General features: G+C 50.8%; 19 protein-coding genes and 1 pseudogene. 17 read left to right on the top strand and 3 right to left on the bottom strand.

All coding sequences use genetic code 11. The annotated features are described in order from the left end of the window. Window positions 1–65: 65 nt before the first annotated feature. From DW915_RS09455 to DW915_RS09395, 12 genes are all read left to right on the top strand, one after another. Window positions 66–1790, top strand: a complete 1725-nt coding sequence (locus tag DW915_RS09455; protein WP_118742032.1) for a peptidoglycan D,D-transpeptidase FtsI family protein — start codon at window positions 66–68, stop codon at window positions 1788–1790. A 249-nt stretch (window positions 1791–2039) separates the two neighbouring features. Beyond that, window positions 2040–2996 carry a phospho-N-acetylmuramoyl-pentapeptide-transferase gene (gene mraY / locus DW915_RS09450; RefSeq protein ID WP_118742031.1) on the top strand — a complete coding sequence of 319 codons (957 nt, stop codon included), beginning with the start codon at window positions 2040–2042 and terminating at the stop codon, window positions 2994–2996. Window positions 2997–3015: 19 nt separating this feature from the next. Further along, the gene (gene murD, locus DW915_RS09445) at window positions 3016–4383 is read left to right on the top strand and encodes a UDP-N-acetylmuramoyl-L-alanine--D-glutamate ligase (protein WP_118742030.1); all 1368 of its coding nucleotides are present in this window, start codon (window positions 3016–3018) and stop codon (window positions 4381–4383) included. A gap of 128 nt (window positions 4384–4511) precedes the next feature. Further along, window positions 4512–5594 carry an FtsW/RodA/SpoVE family cell cycle protein gene (locus tag DW915_RS09440; protein ID WP_118742064.1) on the top strand — a complete coding sequence of 361 codons (1083 nt, stop codon included), beginning with the start codon at window positions 4512–4514 and terminating at the stop codon, window positions 5592–5594. Between the two features lie 84 nt (window positions 5595–5678). Then, on the top strand, window positions 5679–6944 hold the full coding sequence (gene murA / locus DW915_RS09435) for a UDP-N-acetylglucosamine 1-carboxyvinyltransferase (protein WP_055219802.1): 1266 nt from the start codon (window positions 5679–5681) through the stop codon (window positions 6942–6944). Next, window positions 6941–7888 (top strand): cell division protein FtsQ/DivIB, encoded by a 948-nt coding sequence (locus DW915_RS09430; RefSeq protein ID WP_118742029.1) that lies wholly within the window; start codon window positions 6941–6943, stop codon window positions 7886–7888. The genes murA and DW915_RS09430 overlap by 4 nt, the downstream gene beginning before the upstream one ends. A 186-nt stretch (window positions 7889–8074) precedes the next feature. Further along, the gene (ftsZ, locus tag DW915_RS09425) at window positions 8075–9256 is read left to right on the top strand and encodes a cell division protein FtsZ (protein WP_118742063.1); all 1182 of its coding nucleotides are present in this window, start codon (window positions 8075–8077) and stop codon (window positions 9254–9256) included. A gap of 190 nt (window positions 9257–9446) precedes the next feature. Continuing rightward, a complete protein-coding gene (locus DW915_RS09420; protein ID WP_158581051.1) occupies window positions 9447–10310 on the top strand; it encodes a sigma-E processing peptidase SpoIIGA in 864 nt (287 codons plus the stop codon). A gap of 42 nt (window positions 10311–10352) precedes the next feature. Further along, window positions 10353–11051, top strand: a complete 699-nt coding sequence (sigE, locus tag DW915_RS09415) for an RNA polymerase sporulation sigma factor SigE (protein WP_330378078.1) — start codon at window positions 10353–10355, stop codon at window positions 11049–11051. 279 nt (window positions 11052–11330) lie between these two features. Continuing rightward, window positions 11331–11621: a hypothetical protein gene (locus DW915_RS09405; protein ID WP_022462543.1), complete on the top strand. Its 291-nt coding sequence runs from the start codon at window positions 11331–11333 to the stop codon at window positions 11619–11621. Window positions 11622–11665: 44 nt separating this feature from the next. After that, entirely contained in the window at window positions 11666–13024 is a 1359-nt protein-coding gene (locus DW915_RS09400) for a sodium-dependent transporter (protein ID WP_055226948.1), read from the top strand. 175 nt (window positions 13025–13199) lie between these two features. Next, complete coding sequence (locus DW915_RS09395; RefSeq protein WP_118742027.1) at window positions 13200–16001, top strand: glycoside hydrolase family 3 protein; 2802 nt, start codon at window positions 13200–13202, stop codon at window positions 15999–16001. Window positions 16002–16111: 110 nt separating this feature from the next. On the opposite strand, the gene DW915_RS09390 is transcribed toward DW915_RS09395, so the two are convergent. Further along, complete coding sequence (locus tag DW915_RS09390; protein WP_022462612.1) at window positions 16112–16741, bottom strand: HdeD family acid-resistance protein; 630 nt, start codon at window positions 16739–16741, stop codon at window positions 16112–16114. 140 nt (window positions 16742–16881) lie between these two features. Here DW915_RS09390 and DW915_RS09385 point away from each other — a divergent pair, with 140 nt between their 5' ends. The 3 genes and pseudogenes from DW915_RS09385 to DW915_RS16450 all read left to right on the top strand — a co-directional run. Then, on the top strand, window positions 16882–17628 hold the full coding sequence (locus DW915_RS09385; protein ID WP_022462611.1) for an RNA polymerase sigma factor region1.1 domain-containing protein: 747 nt from the start codon (window positions 16882–16884) through the stop codon (window positions 17626–17628). 69 nt (window positions 17629–17697) lie between these two features. After that, complete coding sequence (locus tag DW915_RS09380; RefSeq protein WP_118742026.1) at window positions 17698–18000, top strand: Dabb family protein; 303 nt, start codon at window positions 17698–17700, stop codon at window positions 17998–18000. Beyond that, window positions 17910–18125: pseudogene (locus DW915_RS16450) on the top strand (DUF6783 domain-containing protein); the annotation flags it as partial. The gene DW915_RS09380 and the pseudogene DW915_RS16450, both read left to right, overlap by 91 nt. Here DW915_RS16450 and DW915_RS16445 read toward each other — a convergent pair. Both DW915_RS16445 and DW915_RS09375 read right to left on the bottom strand, forming a co-directional pair. Further along, complete coding sequence (locus tag DW915_RS16445) at window positions 18057–18209, bottom strand: DUF6783 domain-containing protein (protein WP_334294920.1); 153 nt, start codon at window positions 18207–18209, stop codon at window positions 18057–18059. The pseudogene DW915_RS16450 and the gene DW915_RS16445 sit on opposite strands and share 69 nt — an antisense overlap. A 76-nt stretch (window positions 18210–18285) precedes the next feature. Beyond that, window positions 18286–19941, bottom strand: coding sequence for an InlB B-repeat-containing protein (locus DW915_RS09375; protein ID WP_147398431.1), 1656 nt, complete (start codon window positions 19939–19941; stop codon window positions 18286–18288). A gap of 349 nt (window positions 19942–20290) precedes the next feature. On the opposite strand from DW915_RS09375, the gene DW915_RS09370 reads away from it, so the two are divergent. Continuing rightward, window positions 20291–21307 carry a LacI family DNA-binding transcriptional regulator gene (locus DW915_RS09370; protein WP_055226940.1) on the top strand — a complete coding sequence of 339 codons (1017 nt, stop codon included), beginning with the start codon at window positions 20291–20293 and terminating at the stop codon, window positions 21305–21307. 154 nt (window positions 21308–21461) lie between these two features. Continuing rightward, window positions 21462–23132 carry a glycoside hydrolase family 13 protein gene (locus DW915_RS09365; protein WP_022462607.1) on the top strand — a complete coding sequence of 557 codons (1671 nt, stop codon included), beginning with the start codon at window positions 21462–21464 and terminating at the stop codon, window positions 23130–23132. The last annotated feature ends 33 nt before the right edge of the window (window positions 23133–23165 follow it).

Genomic DNA, 23165 nt, shown 5'->3' with positions numbered 1-23165 from the left:
AAGACATAACCCCATAGCAGTTTCCATATAGTGTTATCATAATGGATTCGGCTATGGGGTATTCTATGCGTAAAAACAAAACGTATCACCGGAAAAAGACGGTTCTTCTGTGGGTACTCTGCATGGGAATGATGGTCGGACTTGCCGGGCGGCTGGTGTATCTGTGTGTGTTCCGGTCCGTCTATTATTCCGAGAAGGCGGATGATCTGCACGAGCGGGAGCGCGGGATCAAGGCGGCGCGCGGCCGGATTCTTGATGCAAACGGGGAAGTTCTCGCGGCAAACCGCACGGTCTGTACGATTTCCGTGATCCACAGCCAGATCGAGGAGCCGGAGGCGGTGATTGCGATGCTGGTAAAAGAGCTTGGAATTTCGGAGGAGACGGCGCGGAAACGCGTGGAGAAGCGGTCTTCAATCGAGCGTGTCAAGACGAATGTGGACAAGAAGACGGGTGATACCATCCGGTCGTACGGATATGCGGGGGTAAAAGTGGATGAGGATTTCAAGCGGTATTACCCCAAAGGGAAGCTGGCGTCGCGCGTTATCGGCTTCACCGGAGGCGATAATCAGGGCATCATCGGGCTGGAGGTGGAATATGAGGAAATTTTAAAAGGAATCAACGGAAAAATCCTGACGACAACGGATGCGCGCGGGATTGAGCAGAACGGCATCGGGGAGAGCCGCCAGGAGCCGGTGGCGGGAAGGGACTTAAAGGTCAGCCTGGATGTCAATATCCAGGCGTACTGCCAGCAGGCAGCGGAAAAGGCGATGGCAGAAAAACAGGCGGACAGCGTCTCGATTCTTCTTATGAATCCGCAGAACGGAGAAATCTATGCCTGTGTCAATGTGCCGGAGTTCGACCTCAACGATCCGTTCACGCTGCAGCAGGATACAACGGGACTTTCGGAAAAAGAAATTCAGGATCTGCTGAACCAGATGTGGCGGAATGCCTGCATCAACGATACGTACGAGCCGGGATCTACCTTTAAGATCATCACGATGTCGGCGGGACTTTCGGAGGGCGTTGTGTCGCCGAACGATTCGTTTTTCTGTCCCGGCTACAAAATCGTGGAGGACCGCCGGATCCACTGCCACAAGCGGACGGGACACGGAGCCGAAAACTTTGTGCAGGGCGCGCAGAACTCGTGCAACCCGGTGTTCATTGAAGTGGGGCTGCGGCTCGGTGTGGAAAAGTTCTGTGATTACTTCCGGAATTTCGGTCTGATGGAAAAGACGGGGATCGATCTGCCGGGCGAGGCATCGACGATTATGCACAAGGAGGAAAACATCGGAGGGGTTGAGCTTGCGACGATGGCATTCGGCCAGTCCTTCCAGATCACGCCGATTCGCCTGGCGGCGACGGTCTCTGCGCTCGTCAACGGCGGAAAAATGGTGACGCCGCATGTCGCAACGGATGTGCTCGATGAAGAAGGAAATGTTGTAAAGCATCTGAATTTTCCGGAAAAAGAAGGGGTTCTTTCGGAAGAAACTTCCAGGACGGTGCGCGAAATTCTGGAAAGCGTCGTTTCAGAAGGGTCTGGAAAGAATGCGTACCTCGAGGGATATTCCATCGGCGGAAAGACGGCAACCTCGCAGACACTTCCGCGGAGCGCCAACCGCTATATTTCCTCATTCCTCGGCTTCACCCCGGCGGAGCATCCGACGGTGCTGGGGCTTTGCATTATCCGCAATCCGCAGGGCGTCTACTACGGCGGAACGATCTGCGCGCCGGTGATCCGCGATATCTTTTCCAATGTACTTCCGTATCTCGGTATTGGACACAATTCTTAGGAAACCTGGGAATTGTGTCCTTCGCAGCCCTCATTTAAAGTTTTGCTTCGCAAAAGGAGGGCTGCTCACACCTGAATCACTTTCTTACGCAGCGAAACAGCAAGTGTTTCACTGCTGAGCGAACCGTAACTTGGATTATAAAAGAAGGTTGCGAAACAGAACAAAAAGCTATATACTGAATAGGCTGGAGAAAATATTTTGACATGCCTGTTCCGTACACAATCCGTACAAAAAGGAAGAGGTGCGTCTATGAAAAGAGAAATGATCCTGCCGGTTCTTCTTTCCTTTGGCATCAGCCTGGCGCTGGGGCCGGTTCTGATCCCGTTTCTGCGAAAAGTCAAAGCGGGGCAGAAGGAGCGGGAAGAGGGTGTGCCGAGCCACCAGAAAAAAGCGGGAACCCCGACGATGGGCGGCGTGATGTTTCTGGCGGCGTTTACCGCAGTTTCCCTCCTTTTCCGGAAAGAGGGAGCGGAAGTGGTTCCGGTGCTGTTTCTGACGCTTGGTTTTGGCCTGATCGGCTTTCTCGATGACTATCTGAAAGTCGTGCTGCACCGCAGCGACGGGCTGTACCCGAAGCAGAAAATGGCACTGCAGGCAGTGATTACAGCAGTCTTTCTGTGGTATTTGGCGCGTTTTTCCGGAATTTCCCTCCGGATGCGCATTCCGTTCCTTCCAGGCAAAGAGCTGGACGCAGGGATTTTTACGATTCCGTTTCTCGCCTTTGTGATTCTTGGAACGGTCAACGGTGTCAACTTTACCGACGGCCTTGACGGGCTGGCGGCGAGTGTGACGATTTTAAATGCTGTTTTCTTTTCCGTGGCATCGATCGGCCTCGGAAACGGTGTTTCCCCGTCCCCGCTTGCGGTTATCGGGAGTCTGCTTGGGTTTCTGGTATTCAATGTATTTCCTGCCCGCGTCTTTATGGGCGATACCGGAAGTCTGGCACTCGGCGGTTTCGTCTCGGGAATGGCGTGTTTCTTACGTCTCCCCTTATTTCTGCCGCTTGTGGGATTCATTTATATGGTGGAGATTCTCTCTGTGATCCTGCAGGTGTCATTCTTCAAACTGACGAAGGGAAAACGGATCTTCAAGATGACGCCGATCCATCACCATTTCGAGCTGATGGGCTGGTCGGAGACACAGATTGTGACGGTGTTTGCTACAATCACAGCGATATTATGCCTGATCGCATTGATGGGGCTTTAAAATATGGAGGTAATCAAACATGATTTTCGCAGGAAAAAAAGTACTGGTTTTCGGAACCGGAAAGAGTGGAATTGCAGCGGAGGATCTGCTGCACAAGAAAGGTGCTTCTGTCGTTCTTTACGATGGAAATGACAAACTCGAAAAAGAAGAAATCTTAAAAAAATTAGAGAGCCGTGACAGCGTGGAAGTTGTCTTAGGCGAGCTCCCGGAGGAGATGCTTGACAGCCTTGATCTTGTCGTTTTAAGCCCGGGCGTTCCGACGGATCTGCCGGTTGTCCTTAAAATGAAAGAAAAAGAGATCCCGGTCATCGGTGAAGTGGAGCTGGCGTATCAGGTAAGCCGCGGAAAAGTGCTTGCGATTACCGGTACCAACGGAAAGACCACCACAACATCGCTGCTCGGCGAGATCATGAAAGCATATCAGCCGGAAGTAAAAGTGGTCGGAAACATCGGAACCCCGTACACATCCGCAGCACTCGACACGACAGATGATACCGTAACGGTTGCCGAGATCAGCAGCTTCCAGCTGGAAACCATCAAAGAGTTCCATCCGGCGGCAAGTGCGATCACAAACATTACCGAGGATCATCTGAACCGCCATCACACGATGGAAGAGTATATCCGCGTGAAAGAGTGTATCACCGAAAATCAGACGATGGATGATCTCTGTGTGCTGAATTATGAGGACGAAATCCTGCGCCCGTTCGGCGAGAAACTGATGGCAGAGAAGAAAGTACAGGTGATGTACTTCTCGAGTCTGCGTGCGTTAAAGGACGGCATCTATTATCAGGACGGCGAAATCCGCATTGCAAAGAACGGCGAGACGGAGCTTCTGACCAGAACCGACGACTTAAAACTGCTCGGCCTACATAATTTTGAAAACGTCATGGTTGCTTCTGCGATGGCACTTCATGCAGGCGTGCCGATGGAAACTGTCCGCAAAGTCATTCAGGAGTTTGCAGGGGTAGAGCACCGCATCGAGTATGTCTGCGAGAAGGACGGCGTGGCATATTACAACGATTCCAAGGGAACGAATCCGGATGCGGCCATCAAAGGCATCCAGGCGATGAACCGCCCGACTCTGCTGATCGGCGGCGGCTACGACAAGCAGTCCACCTACGAAGAGTGGATTCAGGCATTCGATGGAAAGGTACGTTTCCTGGTTTTGATCGGAGATACGAAAGAGAAGATCGCAAAAGCGGCAAGAAACGTCGGATTCAACGACATTATCATGGCAGACAACTTAAAAGAAGCCGTACAGATCTGCCACGACAAGGCAAATGCAGGGGATGCGGTTCTTCTTTCCCCGGCCTGCGCAAGCTGGGATCAGTTTAAGAGCTATGAGCAGCGCGGTGAGCTGTTTAAGGAGTACGTAAGAGCACTGTAAAAATGGTTACTGTTCACTCAGCAGTAAAACACTTGCTGTTTTACTGCGTAAGAACTGTAACTAAAAACGTCATATCAGGAAACTATCCCGCATAAGCTGAAAAAGAGCGAACGGCGGGTGTGGCGCGGATGCGGAAGGAAAAAGAGAAAAAAATAGATGGGACGCTGCTGGTGACGGTATGGATTCTGCTTGGCCTTGGCCTTGTGATTCTGTACAGCGCCAGCGCGTATAACGGCCGGGTCAGATTCCATGACCCGGCTTATTATTTCAAGAAGCAGCTCTTTGCAAGTGCGCTCGGTGTGATCGGTATGTATGCGGTTGCAAAAATAGATTACCGGCGGCTGTTTGCACTGGCACCGTGGTTTTATGCGGCTTCCCTTGCGCTCTCGACGGCGGTGCTCTTTTTCGGAAGTGAGTACAACGGCTCGAAGCGGTGGTTAAAGATTGGCCCCTTATCGTTCCAGCCCTCGGAATTTGCCAAGATGGCGGTGATTCTCTTCCTGCCCTGGGTGATGGAGCACACGAAAGGCCGGTCCGACAGTCTCTGGTTTATGACAAAGGCGGTGCTGTGCACCCTGCCGATTGCAGCGCTTGTCGGAAGCAATAACTTAAGTACGGCGATTATTTTGCTCGGAATCTGTGCGTTTCTAATCTTTATTTCACATCCGGGCTACCTGCCGTTTCTCGGAATCGGAGGCGCCGGCATCGGGTTTATTGCCGTTTTTCTGATGATGGAGAGCTATCGCCTCGAACGCCTTGCCATCTGGCGCAACCCGGAGGCGTACGAGAAGGGGTTCCAGACCATTCAGGGACTCTATGCGATCGGCAGCGGGAGAATCTTTGGCTGCGGGCTTGGAAAAGGCCTGCAGAAGCTTGGCTTTGTGCCGGAAGCGCAGAATGATATGATCTTTTCGATTATCTGTGAGGAGGGCGGACTGTTCGGCGCCTGCCTGGTGATCGCCGTGTTTGCGGTGCTGATCTGGCGCTTGATGGTCATTTCGATCCATGCGCGGGATCTTGGCGGAGCACTGATTGCGGGCGGAATTATGGGGCATATTGCGCTTCAGGTGATCCTGAACATCGCGGTTGTGACAAATACGATTCCGAATACCGGCATTACGCTGCCTTTTATCAGTTACGGCGGCACCTCCGTGCTGTTTCTGCTCGGCGAGATGGGGCTTGCCCTGTCGGTCTCGAGGGACACCGATTAAAAAGGCGGAAAAGCGCTGCAGAACGGGAACAAAACGGGAGTGTAATGCATACCGTAAAAAGAGAGGCCGGATGGGAGAGAACAGGTGGGAGTATATCAGATTCTCGGCGGAAGGCGGCTTTGCGGAACGGTAACAGTCCAGGGTTCCAAAAATGCCGTTCTTCCCATGATCGCGGCGGCGGTTCTGACAAAAGAGGAGATCGTGCTGGAAGGCTGCCCGAAGATTTCCGATGTGGAGGATATGGCGGAGATTGTAAGAAGCCTTGGCGGAACAGTCTGGTGGGAGAGGAATGCGCTCCACCTGAACTGTGAAAAGATCGAAAAAAGCCGTGTGGAGGGAGCGCTTTCGAAGAGACTGCGCGCCTCTCTTTTGTTTCTGGGAAGTCTTCTTGCAAGGACAGGGGAGGCATACCTTGCAGGGGCCGGCGGCTGCCGGATCGGAAAGCGGCCGACGGACCTGCATCAGAGGGCAATGGAGCTTCTGGGAGCCGAGGTCTTCGAGGAGGACGGCACCATTCGGGCAAAGGCAGATCATCCGAAAGGAGCCGTGCTCTGCTTTCCGAAAAAGAGCGTCGGGGCGACGGAAAATGCGGTTCTTTTTGCTGTCGGAGCGGAAGGTGCAACAAGGCTGGAGCACTGTGCGCGGGAGCCGGAAGTGGTTCATCTCTGCCGGTTTCTTAAGGCCATGGGAGCGGAGATTACCGGCGAGGGGACGGAGCAGATTACCGTTTACGGAAGGCAGGGAAAGAGACTGCTGTCCGGCTGCCGGTATCGTGTTCCGGGTGACCGGATCGCGGCAGGGACGTATCTTCTGATGGGCGCGGCGACGCGGGGGCACCTGACGCTTTCCGGCGCGCCGCTGGACGAAATGGGGGCGGTTCTGTCCCTCTATCAGAAAATAGGTGGACAATATACAAGGAAGAGTGGTACACTGGTAGCAGACAGCAAAAACGTGCAGCATGCTGTTCCGTACGTGGAGACAGAGGAATATCCTGGTTTTCCGACGGATCTGCAGTCGCTGTATCTGGCGGCAGCGATGACGCTGGAAGGAAAGAGCTGTATCTGTGAAAATGTATTTGAGGACCGCCTCCGGACGGCAGAGGAGCTGCAGAAAATGGGCGGTACGCTGCAGATCTGCGGAAAATGGCTGACGGCCGAAAAAAGCCGTCTGCACGGTGCAGAAGTTGTTTCCCAGGATCTTCGGGGCGGCGCGGCACTCGTATCGGCGGCGCTTGCCGCAGAAGGATTTTCCACAATCCGGCAGACAGAACTGATTGAGCGGGGGTATGAACGGTTTCCAGAAACGCTCCGGGAACTCGGAGCCAAGATTATCGTAGAAAAAGAAATATGAGACAGAAAAAAAACAGAAAAAAGAAGAAAAACAGAAAAATACGGATTCTGACCGGGGTGGTGCTTGGCGTCGGCCTTGCAGGTGCCTTGTTTTTTAATGTGTTCAAAATCCGCAATATCCAGGTGGCGGGGAACACCCGGTATACAAAAGATGAAATCAAAGAGATGGTCGCGGACGACAAGTGGATGAAAAACACGGTGCTTCTTACGACGTTTCATTCGAAGGTTGATATGAGCGATATTCCTTTTATGAACTCCGTGGAGTTTACGTTTGTAAGCTATGACACCATCTGCATCCAGGTAAATGAGAAAAAAGTGGTCGGTTATGTCGAGTACGAAGGCCAGAAGGTCTATTTTGACAAGAACGGCATCGTGCTGGAGTGCGTGGACGAGGAGCAGGAAACACCTGCGGAGGGTGAGTCTTCCGACGGAACCGCCTCCGATGGAACGAGTGCGGATGGATCCCTTACGAGTGAGCCGCTTGCATCCGAAAGCGTATCATCCGATGGCACAGCATCCGAAAGCAGTACATCCGACGGTGCGCTCTCGGCGGATACGATTAAAAGTGCACGTGTGACAACGACAGACTTTCAGCCGACCCTTTCCGATGTTCCGCTTGTAACAGGACTTACGTTTGACTATGTGACCGTGAACGAGCAGCTCCCGGTTGAAAAACCGGCAGTTTTCCGCACCATGCTCGCACTTACGAGAATGACGGAGAAATACAATATCACGCCGGACAGTGTGGAATTTAATGAGAACAGCGAAATTATTCTGCATTACTATGATACCGTGCGGATTCTGCTTGGAACCGATACGGCGTTAGAAGAAAAGATGACGCGCGTAGCAGCAATCCTGCCGAGCCTTTCCGGTCTTTCCGGAGAACTTAATATGGAGGATTACAAGGACGGCGACAGCAGCTTTGTCTTCTCGAAAGATGTATAAGAGGAAAGGAAAGCCGTCAAAAAAAACGCAATAATCCTGAATTTTTTATGAAATACGAAAAAAACAGTTGATTATTTTCCGAAGAAATTATATTATATCTTTATGTATGACCATCAGAATATCAGATTATTTTGAGATAGACAGCAGTTCATAATCAAAAGGAGGAAGTTGAAATTGTTAGAGATCATGACAAATGAGGCAGAATCATCTGCAAAGATTATCGTAATCGGTGTAGGTGGTGCAGGAAATAATGCTGTAAATAGAATGGTGGAGGAATCCATCGGCGGTGTTGAATTCGTTGGAATCAACACCGATAAACAGGCGCTGACCCTCTGTAAGGCACCTACCATTCTCCAGATCGGCGAGAAGCTGACTAAGGGACTGGGCGCAGGAGCAAAACCTGAGGTTGGAGAGAAAGCAGCCGAGGAGAGCATCGAAGAGCTCAAACAGATCATGGAAGGCGCTGATATGGTATTCGTCACCTGCGGTATGGGCGGCGGAACCGGAACAGGTGCAGCACCGGTTGTAGCAGGCGTTGCAAAAGAAATGGGCATTCTGACTGTCGGCGTTGTAACAAAACCGTTCAAATTCGAGGCAAGAACCCGTATGAGCAATGCGCTGATGGGAATCGAAAAACTCGAGGAAAACGTAGATACCCTGATCGTGATCCCGAACGACAAACTTCTTGAAATCGTAGACCGCCGGACAACCATGCCGGAGGCATTAAAGAAAGCAGACGAGGTTCTGCAGCAGGCCGTACAGGGCATCACAGACCTGATCAACCTGCCGGCACTCATCAACCTCGACTTCGCAGATGTTCAGACCGTTATGACCGACAAGGGTATCGCCCACATCGGTATCGGCGAGGCAAAGGGCGACGACAAAGCACTCGAGGCTGTACAGCAGGCTGTTTCCAGTCCGCTGCTTGAGACCACCATCGAGGGTGCAAGCCACGTTATCATCAACATTTCCGGAGATATCTCCCTTATGGATGCAAACGATGCTGCAAGTTACGTACAGAATCTGGCTGGAGAGGATGCAAACATCATCTTCGGTGCTATGTATGATGATTCTGTTACCGATACAGCGAAGATCACCGTTATCGCAACAGGCCTCAACGATGCAACGGCGAAACAGGCAAGCGTATCCCGCAAAGAGCCGGCAGATGCAAGAAAGAGCGCATTTTCCAGCAGCAGCTTCTCTGCACAGGCAGCCGCTCCGGTACACACTGCTCCGAAAGCTTCCGCTCCGGTACAGCCGCAGCCACAGGTTCAGGTGCAGCCGCAGGTACAGGCTCAGCAGACCGTGACAAGCAATGTTCCGAAAAAGGACATCCAGATCCCGGATTTCTTAAGAAACCGCAGATAAGCAAAGAATAATAAGCAAATAACGAATTTGCCTCGACACGCCGCAGACCGAAAATGTTGCGGCGTGTCGAAGTTTGTTGATCAAAAAAGAAGGTCATTCTTCCGAAAACGACAAAAAATTCACCCCCTTCCGTCTATAATAGGGTCTGTTAGAAATTCAGACCATGCAAAAGGCGCAGGGGGTGTTTTTTTTGCACTATGAGATCTTTCTGGATCTTCTCTTTGCAGAGAATCTTCTGCTGAATTATACTATTCTGCGCCTTTCCTCCTTTCTTCTAAAACGATCTGCCACGCGAAGAAGGAGTTTTGCGGCAGCCGCGCTCGGCGCCGGTTATGCGGTGCTGTATGCCGTGCTTGCACGGTATCTGCCGGGTGCGCTGCTCGCCCTGGTCGGAATCGGAATTACAACAGGGATGGTGAAATCTGGCTGCAGAATCACGACAGTACGGGATCTTGCGGTGGGAATGGAAGGCTATATACTGTCCGGTTTTCTGATCGGCAGTGCATACCGCTTGTTCCGGGAGCTGATGCCGGGAAGGGGAATTCTTCTTTTTCTTCTTTCCGGGAGTGCCGCATATGCGGGAACGCTCCTCCTGCTGAAGATCCGAAAGGAGATGCTCCTGGAACACGCCAGGCAGGTTACGGTACAGCTTGTGCAGAATGGGAAATGGAAAAAAGTAAAAGGACTGTACGACACGGGCAATACTTTGCGGGATGCCACAACCAAAAAGCCGGTCTCGGTCGTACCGTACACTGTGATACTCGAATTGTTCCCGGACGAAATGCGGACAGGGATTGCGGCGCTTGCAAGGCACGAGACGGTGCCGGAGCCGGAACAGCTTCTTGCGCTGCAGCCCCGTTACATACCGTTTCGCGGACTGGAAGGCGGGGGATTTCTGCCGGTGATCCGGATCTCGGAAATGATTCTTGTGACAGAACATACAGCCAGGCACATAAGCGGACCGCTGATTGCGCTTGGCGGAGAAAATAGTTCATCTCCCAGGGGCTATGAAATAATTTTGCATCCAGATCTCATGGAAGGACAGGAGGAATGAAGTATGCTGCAGGCTGCACTGCCAAACGGATTCCGGCTTCGTATGCTGCCGCGGTCCGTACCGGCTGTATTTCGTCAGACAGGGGAGATTTTCTATATCGGAGGCGCAGACGTTCTCCCGGCGCCTCTGGAGGGTCAGGCGGAGGCGGACGCGATCGCCGGGCTTTCCGATCCGGAAAACGAGACGGCAAGGAGCGAGCTGATCGAACACAATCTGCGCCTTGTCGTCTACATTGCACAGAAATTTGACAACACGGGAGTCGGTGTGGAGGATCTGATCTCGATTGGGACGATCGGCCTCATCAAGGCGATCAACACATTCAATCCGGAGAAAAAGATCAAGCTCGCCACGTACGCGTCCCGGTGCATCGAGAACGAGATTCTGATGTATCTGCGGAGAAACAACAAGACGCGCATGGAAGTTTCGATTGATGAGCCGCTCAATGTGGACTGGGATGGAAATGAACTGCTCTTGTCCGATATCCTCGGAACGGAGGAGGATGTGATCTACCAGGGTCTCGAGCAGGAGGCGGAACACCGCGTGCTCGGAAGTGCAATCAGCAAGCTCTCGGAGCGGGAGCAGGTGATTGTGAAGCTCCGGTTCGGCATCAATATGCCGGAGGGACGGGAGAAAACGCAGAAAGAAGTCGCGGATCTTCTCGGGATTTCCCAGTCGTATATCTCGCGGCTGGAAAAACGGATTATGAAACGGCTGCGGAAAGAGATTGCGCGGTATGAATAGAGAATAGATAGGAATTGAGAATAGAAAAATATGCCCTGCCCGGAGGAAACAAAAAAGGTTTCTGCCCGGGCAGGGCATTGCCGGTCATCGGTTAAAAAGGGTTACCGTGTCTCAAACCGGCATACGGTGCAGGCATGCGGAGCAAGCGCTGCAGAGAAACTGCCGTTTAAAGTGAGCTTTTCGCCGCAGCAATTGCTTGTTTTTTTCTGATAAGAAAAGTATAATAGAGAGCATAGTGCAAAACAAGAAGACAAACCGGATAAAAGAGGTGATTTTTTGATGGAAGATCTGATCGGAGTATATGGAATCCTGGATCGGGATCACTGGCCGGAAGCTCCGTTTCAGCTGCTGGACGGCGGGGTGGAGATAAGATGGAAGGAACCGTATGCGTTTCATAATGCAGAGCGGGGAACATATTCCGGATGGCTGATGCAGTATACACTTTCCGGAACCGGATGGTTTGAAAAAAACGGAAAAACGTATGAGATGAGCCCCGGAAAAGTTTTCCGTCATCATATGGGAATTTCACCATCGTCGTACCGGAAAGAACGGCAGAACGGTGCCGTCTGAAATCTGAGTTTTGTACGAAGAAATAAAGGGAGGAAACAAAACAAATGGAACGAGAAACATTCCAATCGCGCCTTGGCTTTCTTCTGCTTTCGGCAGGATGTGCCATCGGCATCGGAAATGTATGGAAATTTCCGTACATGGTAGGAAACAACGGAGGCGGCATTTTCGTGCTGTTTTACCTGCTGTTCCTTGCCATCATGGGAGTTCCGATTCTGTCGATGGAGCTTGCCATCGGAAGAGGAAGCAAAAAGAGTACCGTGCGCGCGTATGGGGAACTGGAAAAGAAAGGGCAGAAGTGGCATATCCACGGATACGTTGCCCTCATCGGAAACTATCTGCTGATGATGTTCTACACCGTCGTTGCAGGCTGGATGCTGTACTATTTCTACAGCTTTTTAATCGGAAAATTCAGCGGCCTGACAGGCGACGCCGTAACCGGAAAATTCAACGAGATGCTTTCATCTCCGTCGATTCTTGTCATTACCATGCTGATTATTACAATTGCAGGCTTTCTGATCTGTTCGGTGGGTCTGCAGAACGGCGTGGAGCGTGTCACAAAGGTGATGATGATCGTGCTGATGGTCATCATGATTTTCCTTGCGGTTTACAGCTTTACGATGCCGGGTGCCAAAGAGGGACTGAAATTCTATCTGGTGCCGGATATGCAGCAGATCGAACAGGTGGGACTGTTCCACATTATCACAAACGCGATGAGCCAGGCATTTTTTACGCTGAGCCTTGGTATCGGCGCGATGCTGATTTTCGGCAGCTACTTAAACGGCGGAAAATCCCTGCTCGGCGAGGCAGTCAGCATTGCAGCGCTCGATACGTTTGTAGCGATTACCGCAGGCCTCATCATTTTCCCGGCGTGCTTCTCCTACAACGTACAGCCGGACAGCGGCCCGAAGCTGATCTTTATGACGCTGCCGCACATTTTCACCTCGATGAAGGGCGGACGGATTTTCGGAAGCTTCTTCTTCCTGTTCCTGTTCTTTGCGGCGCTGTCTACCATCATTGCTGTATTTGAGAATATCATGTGCTGTTTTTCTGAGATTTTCGGCGTTTCCAGAAAACAGTCAGCCATCATCAACTGCATTCTGGTGATCTTAGGATCCCTGCCGTGTGCACTCGGCTACAATGTGTGGTCCGGATTCCAGCCGCTCGGCGCAGGAAGCACCGTTCTTGATCTTGAGGACTTTATCGTCAGCAACCTTCTGCTGCCGGTCGGCTCTCTGATTTACCTTCTGTTCTGTACTTCAAAATGGGGCTGGGGCTTCAAAAACTACCAGGCAGAGGCAAATAAGGGCGGGGGCCTGAAAGTGCCGGACTGGGTACGGGTTTATCTTTCTTATATTCTGCCGTTGCTGCTTCTGGTATTAATTGTCCAGGGACTGATCGGATAAGACAGGAACAAAAAGGTCAATATCAGACGAAAAAAAGATAAGAAAAGAACTGGAAAAAAAGCCAGGAATACGAGATAATAAAAGACAAGAGACCAGAACAGGTGCCGGGACCCGGAAGTATCAGGTGTCCCGGCACTTGTCGGATCAGAAAGGATACAGGAGAAAGGGGAACAAAATGGGAAAATTTACACCACTGGATTTCAACAAATATGCAGCACTGGCCCGTCAGGCAGCGGCAGAAGGCTGTGTACTTCTGAAAAACGAAAATGAGGCACTCCCGCTTCGAAAAGGAGACAAAGTGGCTGTTTTCGGAAGAATTGCATTCCACTATTATAAGAGCGGACTTGGCTCCGGCGGTCTTGTCAATACGAAATACGTTGTCGGTATTCTGGATGCCTTAAAAGAAGAAAAAGACATTACACTCGACGAGAATCTTCTTGGAATATACGAAAAATGGATCGAGAAAAATCCGTACGACGAAGGACAGGGCTGGGGCAAGGTGCCGTGGTCCCAGAAAGAGATGGAGCTGACCGACGAGATCGTGGAGAGTGCAAAAGGCGCCGATGCAGCCATCGTTGTTGTAGGCCGTACCGCAGGTGAGGATCAGGACAACAAAAATGAGGCAGGCAGCTATCTCTTAACCGATACTGAAAAAGAGATGGTAGAAAAAGTCAGCAAAGCATTTGCAAGAACAATCGTTGTGCTGAACGTCGGAAACATCATCGACATGAAATGGGTGAAAGAGTGCAATCCGGCAGCTGTTCTCTATGTATGGCAGGGCGGTCAGGAAGGCGGAAACGGTGTTGCCGATGTACTGATGGGAAGAGTCAATCCGTGCGGTAAGCTGACCGACACGATTGCAGAGAATATCGAGGACTATCCGTCCCAAAGCTGCTTCGGCGATCTGACCCGCAATGAGTACAAAGAGGATATCTACGTCGGATACCGCTACTTTGAGACCTTTGCAAAAGAGAAAGTATTGTATCCGTTCGGTTTTGGTCTTTCCTATACGACATTTGCCGTGACCGCAGAGGCCAAAGAGAAAGATGTTGACAATGTAACCGTGACGGCAACCGTTGAAAATACCGGCAAAACGGATGGTAAAGAGGTTGTTCAGGTTTATGTAAAAGCTCCGCAGGGTGTTCTTGGAAAACCATCCCGCGCACTCGTCGGTTTTGCAAAGACCGGTGTTCTTGCACCAGGCGCAAAAGAGACGCTGACGATCGATGTGACCAAAGAGAGCTTTGCATCCTACGATGACAGCGGTGCAACCGGCCACAAATCCTGCTATGTACTCGAAGAGGGCAGTTATGAGTTCTACGTCGGAAGCGATGTCAGAAGCGCAGCCTTTGCCGGTGCATACGAGCAGCCGTTCAAAGTGGTTGAGATCCTGACCGAGGCCATGGCTCCGGTAGAAGCATTTGAGCGCATGAAAGCTGTTCCGGGCGAAGACGGAACGTTAAAACCGGGATATGAGGCAGCTCCTCTGCGCACCGTAGATCCGATCGAGCGCATGAAAGAAAACCGCATGGAGCCGATCACCTATACCGGTGACAAAGGCTACAAGCTCGGTGATGTCCTGGATAAGAAAGTAACGATGGAAGAGTTCGTGGCACAGCTTTCCGATGAAGATCTGATCTGCATCTTCCGCGGCGAGGGCATGTGCAGCCCGAAGGTTACTCCGGGAACCGCAGCAGCATTCGGCGGTCTGACACCGGAACTGCAGGAATTCGGTATTCCGGCAGCCTGCTGTACCGACGGCCCGTCCGGACTCCGCTTTGACTGCGGAACGAGAGCCTTCTCCATGCCGAACGGAACCCTGCTTGGCTGTACGTTTGACCTTCCGCTGGTAGAAGATCTGTACGAGATGGCAGGACGCGAGATGAGACAGAACCGTGTCGATGCCCTGCTCGGACCTGGTATGAATATTCACAGAAACCCGCTGAACGGCCGTAACTTTGAGTATATCTCCGAGGATCCGTACCTGACCGGATGGATCAGTGCCGTACAGATTCTTGGTATGGAAAAATCCGATGTAACCGGAACCATCAAACACTTCTGTGCAAATAACCAGGAGTCCAACCGACATCATGTGGACGCCGTTGTTTCCGAGCGTGCCCTGCGTGAAATCTATCTGAAGGGATATGAAATCGCAGTCAAAGAAGGCGGCGCAAGATCCATCATGAGCACTTACGGACCGGTCAACGGTATCTGGACTGCAGGAAATTACGATCTTCTGACCACGATTCTGCGCGGCGAGTGGAACTACGACGGCTTCGTTATGACTGACTGGTGGGCAATGTCAAACCGTGAGGGATATGAAGCAACCAAAACAACCCATGCACCGATGGTATCTGCCGGAAACGATGTCTTCATGGTATGCACCGACTGCTCCGATATGGGACAGGACGATGTGAAAGAGGCACTGGAAAACGGCGAGATCACAAGAGGCGACTTGCAGAGAAATGCGATGAATGTCCTGCATTTCATCCTTGGAACTCCAAGCATCTTACGGTTCCTGGACCGCATCAGCGAGGAAGAGAAAGAAGCACAGGAGCAGATGGGCGACAACGATTTCGTTGCAGCAGATCTTGTAACATACGAGGCAGATCCGGCAACGGGAGATGTTGTGATCGACGCATCCGCATGGAACACGAAAAAAGGAAACAGTGAAGTATGCGGTGTTACGATTCTGGCTGACAAGATGGGAACGTACGATATCGAAATCGAGATGAAATCCGATCTGGAAGACCTCGCACAGCTGCCGGTAACCGTGTACATCGACAATATCGTAAAAACTATGATCAGCATCCGCGGAACAAAAGGTGAGTGGATCAAAGAGACGAGAGACCTTGGCTTCTTCTTCGGCCCGAACCATTACCTGAAGCTGTACTTCGGCGCAAATGGTCTGGAGCTTGGAAAGATCCGCCTGAAGTTAAGAGAAGGCATGGAAGTACTGAGCAAACACGAGGAATAAATAAAAAAAGAAATACAGAGAAAAACCGGAACCCGGGAGCCGCTGTTTGAAAGCGGTGCCGGGTTCCGGTTTTTCGTATGAAAGAAGATTTTTATGGAAGAAGCTGTTTTTTAGTGAAGCTCGTCCTCATCCACATCAATCACATTGTCATCGTGCAGGATTTTCTGCTGGTTGATCTCGGTCTGGATGACGTTTTTGATCCGGCGTTTTGCGCGGCCCATGTAGTAGGTGGTGACAAGATCGGAAATGCCGCTGTAGACAAGGCAGATACCGATGAAAATGTTTGTGGTTGCAACGGCATCAAACGGATTGGTACAGATGATGATGCCGAGAACGCTGGTTAAAAGAGCCAGCAGGAACTCAAGCCACCATTTTTCCAGCCCTGTTTTTTTGAGGTTGAACGCCTTTTGAATGCTGAGCAGTCCGTTTGCCAGAAGGATGATACCGATGACAACCGGGATGAATGCGATTACAAGGTCACTTTCAAAGATAACGAAGCAGCCAAACAGAATCAGTACCAGGGCAACGAACAGATCGTAGCGGAAGAAAAATGGTTCGCCGCGGCTTGCAATGTAGCGGATCAGCGCAACAACGCCGCCGAACAGGAGCAACGCTCCGGCGATATAACAGATCAGCAAACTTGTTTTTACGGGGTAGACGATCAGCACGATACCTAGTATAATAGAGACAGCGGCTGAAAGCAGGAAACTGTTTTTCACATCCTGAAAAAATTGTTTCATAAGGATTCTCCTTTCCACTTGAATGTGGTTTTTCGTTTGCTTTTATAGTAGCTTTTCAAAGCAGAAAAAGCAATGGACAAATTGAAAAAAATGTACGAAGAAATGGAATCGTGAAACGGAAGAAAGAGAGGGTAAAAAAGATGCAGGACGAACAGAAAAAGTTCCAGGAGAAGCTCTCCGAATTGCTGTCCTACGCCAGAAACCATGAAAATAAAGTAACGATGAAAGAAGTCAGAGACTTTTTTGAAGACTTTGCACTGGATGAGCAGAAAGTCACCTTTGTCTGCGAATATCTGACGATGGAGCAGGTCGATGTGGCAGATTATGAGCCGGGCGTCGTGCCGGAGGAGACCGAAAAAGAAAAGAAAAAACCGGAGTTTTCCGAGGAGGAGCTGCGTGCCTTACAGCAGTATCTTGACGAACTGCCGGAGACAGAAACACCGTCGGAGGAAGAAACGGCAGAGCTTTACCGGAAAGCGGCAGAGGGCGATTCCCTTGCAAAGAGCATGCTCGTGCAGCTCTGGCTTCCGAAAGTTATTGAGACCGCAAAAGAAATGCACACCCGCGATTTCTTCCTGATGGATCTGGTGCAGGAGGGAAATGTCGGACTTTTAGTAGCGCTGGAGTCCGTTGTAAAAGCTGAGACGGCGGAGCAGGCGATTGATGCGGCTGTGCGTGAGACGATCAGCGATTTCATGGAAGAACACAGAGTTCAGAAACACAAGGACAATACTGTAGTCAATAAAGTAAACCGCTTAAAAGACGCCATCGAGGAACTCTCCGACGGCGATGACATGGATTTCAGTGTGGCAGAGCTTTCCGCGTATCTTGACATGTCCGTGGAAGAGATTGAAGATATTCTGCGGATTGCAGGCGAAGAGCCGTAACAAAAGGCTGGTATTTGCACAGAAACTGTGTGAATTGGCAATAAAACAAAAGCAAAGGAGAAAAATACAATGGTACATCATATTGTTATGTGGAAATTCAAACCGGAAGTAGAGGATGCAAAGAAACCGGAGCTGAAAAAAGCGATGGCAGAGAACCTGAAAAGCCTGGTCGGCAAAGTGCCGGGACTGTTGACGGTTGACTTTGTAGAAGCACCGCTTGCATCTTCCACCCATGATATGGCACTTGTCACAATCCTGGAAAAAGCAGAGGATGTAGCTGTATATGCAAAACATCCAGAGCACGTAAAAGTAGCAGACACCTATGTACGTCCGTACACAACGGAGCGTGCAGCACTCGATTACGAAGAGTAAAAACAAATACGGACTTTAGAGCGTGTCTGAAAAACCATTTCCGCAATCTGCAAGCCTCACTTTGCGGGAGATTTTACCCTCATTCGGTTGCCGTAGCCTGCTACGCCGCCCTCATTCGGATAAAATCTCCCACAAACTGGGACTCGCAGCTCACGAAAAGCCTTTTTCAGACACGCTCTAGCTCGTTGCCCGCGTAAATAAAAAAGTATCCCGATTCCCCAAAAGGAACGGGATACTTTTTTTGTGCCGAGAAGATCAATTCCTGATCTGGTGAATACGTTTCATTTAAGTGTTTTTCTGTTCTTCCTTCTGCAGTTCGTCAATTGTAAGCAGCAGCTCATCGATGGAAAACTCTTCGTCCTTCGGATCTTCCGTAAATTCTCTGACCAGTTCTTCGTACGTTCTTCTTCTGTGTTCCAGCGCTTTCCGCGACCGCTCCCGCCGGATGCGGCGGACATACCGCAGGCGGAGGATAAAGAGCAGAATCAGAACGAGAAGGACAAACGGCATCGCCAGAAAAACAGGATCTGCCTTCCGGATACGGGCAAAAAGGGATGCACCGGCCGAGGCAAGATGGCGGAACCAGGAAGCGGCAGCCGACTGGAAAGCGTGAAATCCGGCTCCGGCTTTTCCGGCAAGCGAATGAAATGCACGGCCGACCGTCCGTCCTGCTCCTGCAAAAAATGCGCAGGTTTTCTGGACGGCTGCAGAGCCGGCATGCACAGTGCCTTTCCAGAACGCTGCGAAATGGGAAGCCACAGATGAGAAGGAAACCGTGGATGATGCCGGTGCTTTGGAAATGGCCGGTTCCGGTGTCTTGGTTATGGCCGGTGTTTCGGTCGGCGTCGCAGTGGCAGTTGGCGTCGGTGTCGCCGTCGGAACCGGTTCAAACGTTACGGCAAGGGTATGATCCTTCTGGATATCGGAAAATGTGTAGCTGTCCGGATATTCCGTCACCGGCAGATACAAGCCGTCCACCGAGAGTTTCGCGAGCCGGAAGCCTTCGTCTGCCGTGTAGGAAACGGTTTTTTCCTCTCCGCGGGAAACTTCCCCGCCCTCGGACACCGAGCCATGCTCCGCCGCGGAAGTGGAAACCGTGAACAGATACGGCACCCGGGTGCGGTAGAACTGCACGTACCGTCCACCATCTGCCTTTGTTACGTTTACAATCGCAATAAATTCCCCAGGATTTGTCTCGCAGAGGCCCTCTGGTTCATTGATGGTGATATCGTCGGAAAAGCCAAAATCAACCGTGTCGTCCGCAAGCAGTGTTTTCTGCGAGAGCGAGTATGTCTGGATAAAGTTTCCGATTCCGAGATGCATCGTCAGCGGAAAAAGAAAAAAGAGATCGCCGGAAACACAGAGATCCTGAAAGTTTTCCATGTAAAAATCGAAGGGATACGTGCCCCAGTCATCCACCACCTGAAGTGAGGCATCGAGGAGTTTAAAGCCGTAGCCGCCGTCCGCATCGGTCTGGATCAGATAGCCGCCGGTGGAGGGAAGATAATCAATACCGAGAATATTGTAGCTTGTCGAGAGCTGGATCCGCTCTTTCTGCTCGAGAGTATCCGGGTCGAGGCGGAAGATACATCCGTAATTGGAAGCATCCGGGCTGCTGTAGCCGCTCACGAGGATTTCATGTGTGACGGGATTGTATGCCATACCGTTTGCGTGAGCAAAGTCTGCGTCCCTTACCTGATGCGCGAGGGAATACTGCGTAACGGGATTTCCGCCTGCGTCTGTATCATTTTTATAGTAGGCAGAGACTACGTCCGGCTCTGTCGTCAGATCATTAAAATTTTCGATGCAGATGATATAATCTTCCGTCGCACAGACGGACTGCACCGCGCCGTTGCTGCCGAGAATCGGATATTCCCCGACCAGTTCCCAGGAGGTACCGGTAAACGGCGTACTGGAGGCAAAACCAGCCTGGCAGAGCATGGGGTGAGTCAGAAAGAGAAAAATGCCCAGAAAAAGGGCAAGAAAAAACCGGCCGGATTTCCTGCCGGTGGGAGATTTTATCGAAAAATTTGTAAATGCAAGCCGCATATGATGTGTAGGTCCTTTCTTACAGAAAAAAGGTGGACTTTTTCTGTCATCCTATCTTACCACGGAACCGGCGGAAAGTAAATGAAGGAGAGATGGAGATTTTCTTACATATCGTTTAAGAAAATGTAATAATTTTGTAGTGTTTGCCGATGCAAAGTAGTTGTAAACATTTTGTCGTCTTGGTAAAATAAACATAACAGAATTCAGAAAATTGTGAAGAAAAAGGAAAGGCAGAGAACCGATGATTAGAATCAAAGATATTGCAGACCGCGCAGGGGTCAGCCCGACGACGGTTTCGAATGTAATACACGGAAAGACAGGGCGCGTCTCAAAGGCGACGGTCGAGAAAATCAACCGGATTTTAAAGGAGATGGAGTACGTGCCGAGTATCAGCGCGCGCATGCTGGCGAACAACAGCTCCGGTCTCATTGGTGTGGCGCTTGGTTTCATGAAGAAAGGAAATGCATCTTCCTTTGAGGATCCCTTTGTGTCGGCAATGCTCGGAAATCTGGAATATCAGATCCGGGAACACGGCTATTATATGATGCTGGTTGCGCGCCATGAGCAGGACGACATTATGCAGCAGGCGCTCGGCTGGAATTTTGACGGCATGATTGCGATGGCTCTGAAGGAAAAGGAGATTGCAGAGCTCTCGGAACGTCTCGGAAAACCGCTGGTAACCATTGATCAGTATCTCCCGCCGGAACTTGGAGTCCGCTCCATTACGATGGATGACTGCGGCGGTGCGTACCAGATGAGTCAGTACCTGATTGGAAAGGGACATAAAAAATTTCTCTTTTTATCCGACTGCGATCTCGGGGTTGACCACTATCGGTGGCTCGGTGTGCGTCAGGCGATGGAGGAGGCGGGAATTGAGGACATTGAAAGTCGCCATATTGTGATCCCGTGGAATCCAGAGCAGAGGGAGAAGGCATATGAGGAGATGCTTCCGTTCTTCAAAAAACAGACAGCGCTCTTTTTTTCATCGGATTACTATGCACTTGAAGCATCCAACTTTCTGCAGAACAGGGGAATAAAGGTTCCGGAGGAAATTTCAATTGCGGGCTTTGATGATGTTACTTATGCGACACTTGCGCGGCCGAAGCTGACTACCGTGCATCAGATGGTGGATGGAAAAGCACGCCGTGCCGTAGAAGTCCTGATGCACTTGATCCAGGATGAGCCGGTACAAAAAGATATTCCGCCATTGCCGACAACGCTGGTGGAGAGGGAGTCGGTAAGAGATCTGACGAAGTAAATAGTTACCAAGTTTACAGAAAAACTCTTGTAGAAACTGCTGGTTTTGCGCAAAACTATTGAAAAATCACCGTGAGGTATGGTAAACTGTGCTTGCAAACGACAGAATCAAAGAACCAGACACGTTCTGGGGATGAAATAAAGGAGGTAAAAAAATGGACAAAAAATGGTGGAAAGAAGCCGTAGTGTATCAGATTTATCCGCGCAGCTTCATGGACAGCAACGGAGACGGTATCGGAGATTTAAATGGTATCACATCCCGTCTGGATTATCTGAAGGATCTTGGCGTAGATGTTATCTGGCTGTCTCCGGTGTACCAGTCACCAAACGATGACAATGGATATGATATCAGCGATTACCGGGCAATCATGCAGGAGTTCGGAACAATGGAGGATTTTGACCGCATGCTTTCGGAGATGCATAAAAGAGGCATCAGGCTGGTCATGGACCTTGTTGTCAATCATACTTCAGATGAACACAAATGGTTCGTGGAGAGCCGCAAATCGAAAGACAATCCATACCGCGATTATTATATCTGGCGTGATGCAAAAGAGGGAAAAGAGCCAAACAACTGGGGAAGCTGCTTCTCCGGTTCCGCATGGAAATACGATCCGCAGACAGAGATGTATTATCTGCATCTGTTCTCAACAAAACAGCCTGATCTGAACTGGGAGAACCCGGCGGTTCGAAAAGAAGTTTTCGATATGATGAACTGGTGGTGTGAAAAAGGCATTGACGGTTTCCGGATGGACGTTATCAGCATGATCTCCAAACCGGAAGGGCTGCCGGACGGAAAAATTCCGGAGGGCGGACTCTACGGTGATTCCGGCTGCGTAAACGGACCGCACGTTCATGAGTATCTGCAGGAGATGAACAGGGAGGTCCTCTCCAAATACGATCTGATGACGGTTGGTGAGTGTGCCGGTGTCACGATCGAGGAGGCAGAAAAATATGCATCCGCAGACGGCAAAGAGCTCAGCATGGTATTCCAGTTCGAGCTGGTAGATCTGGCAAGCGGAACATACGGCAAATGGACGGACAAACGCGTACCGCTCAAAGATTTCAAACGCGTCATGACAGCATGGCAGACGGAGCTTGAGGGAAAGGCATGGAACAGCCTATTCCTTGGAAACCACGACCAGCCGCGCTGCCTGTCCCGTTTCGGCGATGATTCACCGGAATACCGTGTGGTAAGTGCCAAAATGCTGGCAACCTGCCTTCATATGATGCAGGGTACCCCGTATGTATACCAGGGCGATGAGCTTGGCATGAAAAATGTTCCGTTCCACGATCTGTCCGAGTTCCGCGATATTGAGAGCATCAACGCGTTCCACGAGCTGACCGGTGCCGGAAAAGTAGCACCGGACGACATGATGCGCTACCTGAACCTGCGCGGAAGAGACAATGCAAGAACTCCGATGCAGTGGGATGATACCGCTTCGGCAGGATTTACCACAGGAACACCGTGGATCAAGGTCGGACCGGATTACGAGACCGTCAATGCCAAGAATGAGATGGCGGATCCGGATTCTGTATACAATTATTACAAGAAACTGATTCATCTCCGGAAAGAGAAGGATATCATGGTTTACGGAACGTACGAGCTGCTCGATCCGGAGGATGAGGCTCTGTATGTATATACCAGAACCTTAGGCGACCAGAAACTCCTCGTGATGTGCAATTTTACAAAAGAGGAGCAGGAGTACACAGTTCCGGAAACCTTTGCGGGAGCAGATGTACTGATCAGCAACTATCCACAGAGCGGCGCAGCAGCGGGGGCAAGAAAACTGCGTGCGTATGAGGCAGTTGTTCTGGAAACCAAATAAAAAATGCAGAGGAACCTGTGGCAGAACGGACTT

It is taken from the genome of Blautia sp. AM42-2 (assembly GCF_003480245.1).
GTDB classification, from domain to species: Bacteria; Bacillota; Clostridia; order Lachnospirales; family Lachnospiraceae; genus Fusicatenibacter; species Fusicatenibacter saccharivorans.
The sequence above is the reverse complement of the archived record's forward strand: the minus strand, read 5'-3'. Positions and strand labels throughout refer to the sequence as shown.

What these genes read in the sequence shown, in the direction of transcription:
- DW915_RS09455 (WP_118742032.1), top strand. Translation starts at nt 66, where the DNA reads ATGCGTAAAAACAAAACGTATCACCGGAAAAAGACGGTTCTTCTGTGG.
- mraY (WP_118742031.1), top strand. Translation starts at nt 2,040, where the DNA reads ATGAAAAGAGAAATGATCCTGCCGGTTCTTCTTTCCTTTGGCATCAGC.
- murD (WP_118742030.1), top strand. Translation starts at nt 3,016, where the DNA reads ATGATTTTCGCAGGAAAAAAAGTACTGGTTTTCGGAACCGGAAAGAGT.
- DW915_RS09440 (WP_118742064.1), top strand. Translation starts at nt 4,512, where the DNA reads ATGCGGAAGGAAAAAGAGAAAAAAATAGATGGGACGCTGCTGGTGACG.
- DW915_RS09430 (WP_118742029.1), top strand. Translation starts at nt 6,941, where the DNA reads ATGAGACAGAAAAAAAACAGAAAAAAGAAGAAAAACAGAAAAATACGG.
- ftsZ (WP_118742063.1), top strand. Translation starts at nt 8,075, where the DNA reads ATGACAAATGAGGCAGAATCATCTGCAAAGATTATCGTAATCGGTGTA.
- sigE (WP_330378078.1), top strand. Translation starts at nt 10,353, where the DNA reads ATGCTGCCGCGGTCCGTACCGGCTGTATTTCGTCAGACAGGGGAGATT.
- DW915_RS09405 (WP_022462543.1), top strand. Translation starts at nt 11,331, where the DNA reads ATGGAAGATCTGATCGGAGTATATGGAATCCTGGATCGGGATCACTGG.
- DW915_RS09400 (WP_055226948.1), top strand. Translation starts at nt 11,666, where the DNA reads ATGGAACGAGAAACATTCCAATCGCGCCTTGGCTTTCTTCTGCTTTCG.
- DW915_RS09395 (WP_118742027.1), top strand. Translation starts at nt 13,200, where the DNA reads ATGGGAAAATTTACACCACTGGATTTCAACAAATATGCAGCACTGGCC.
- DW915_RS09390 (WP_022462612.1), bottom strand. Translation starts at nt 16,741, where the DNA reads ATGAAACAATTTTTTCAGGATGTGAAAAACAGTTTCCTGCTTTCAGCC.
- DW915_RS09385 (WP_022462611.1), top strand. Translation starts at nt 16,882, where the DNA reads ATGCAGGACGAACAGAAAAAGTTCCAGGAGAAGCTCTCCGAATTGCTG.
- DW915_RS09380 (WP_118742026.1), top strand. Translation starts at nt 17,698, where the DNA reads ATGGTACATCATATTGTTATGTGGAAATTCAAACCGGAAGTAGAGGAT.
- DW915_RS09375 (WP_147398431.1), bottom strand. Translation starts at nt 19,941, where the DNA reads ATGCTCTGCCAGGCTGGTTTTGCCTCCAGTACGCCGTTTACCGGTACC.
- DW915_RS09370 (WP_055226940.1), top strand. Translation starts at nt 20,291, where the DNA reads ATGATTAGAATCAAAGATATTGCAGACCGCGCAGGGGTCAGCCCGACG.
- DW915_RS09365 (WP_022462607.1), top strand. Translation starts at nt 21,462, where the DNA reads ATGGACAAAAAATGGTGGAAAGAAGCCGTAGTGTATCAGATTTATCCG.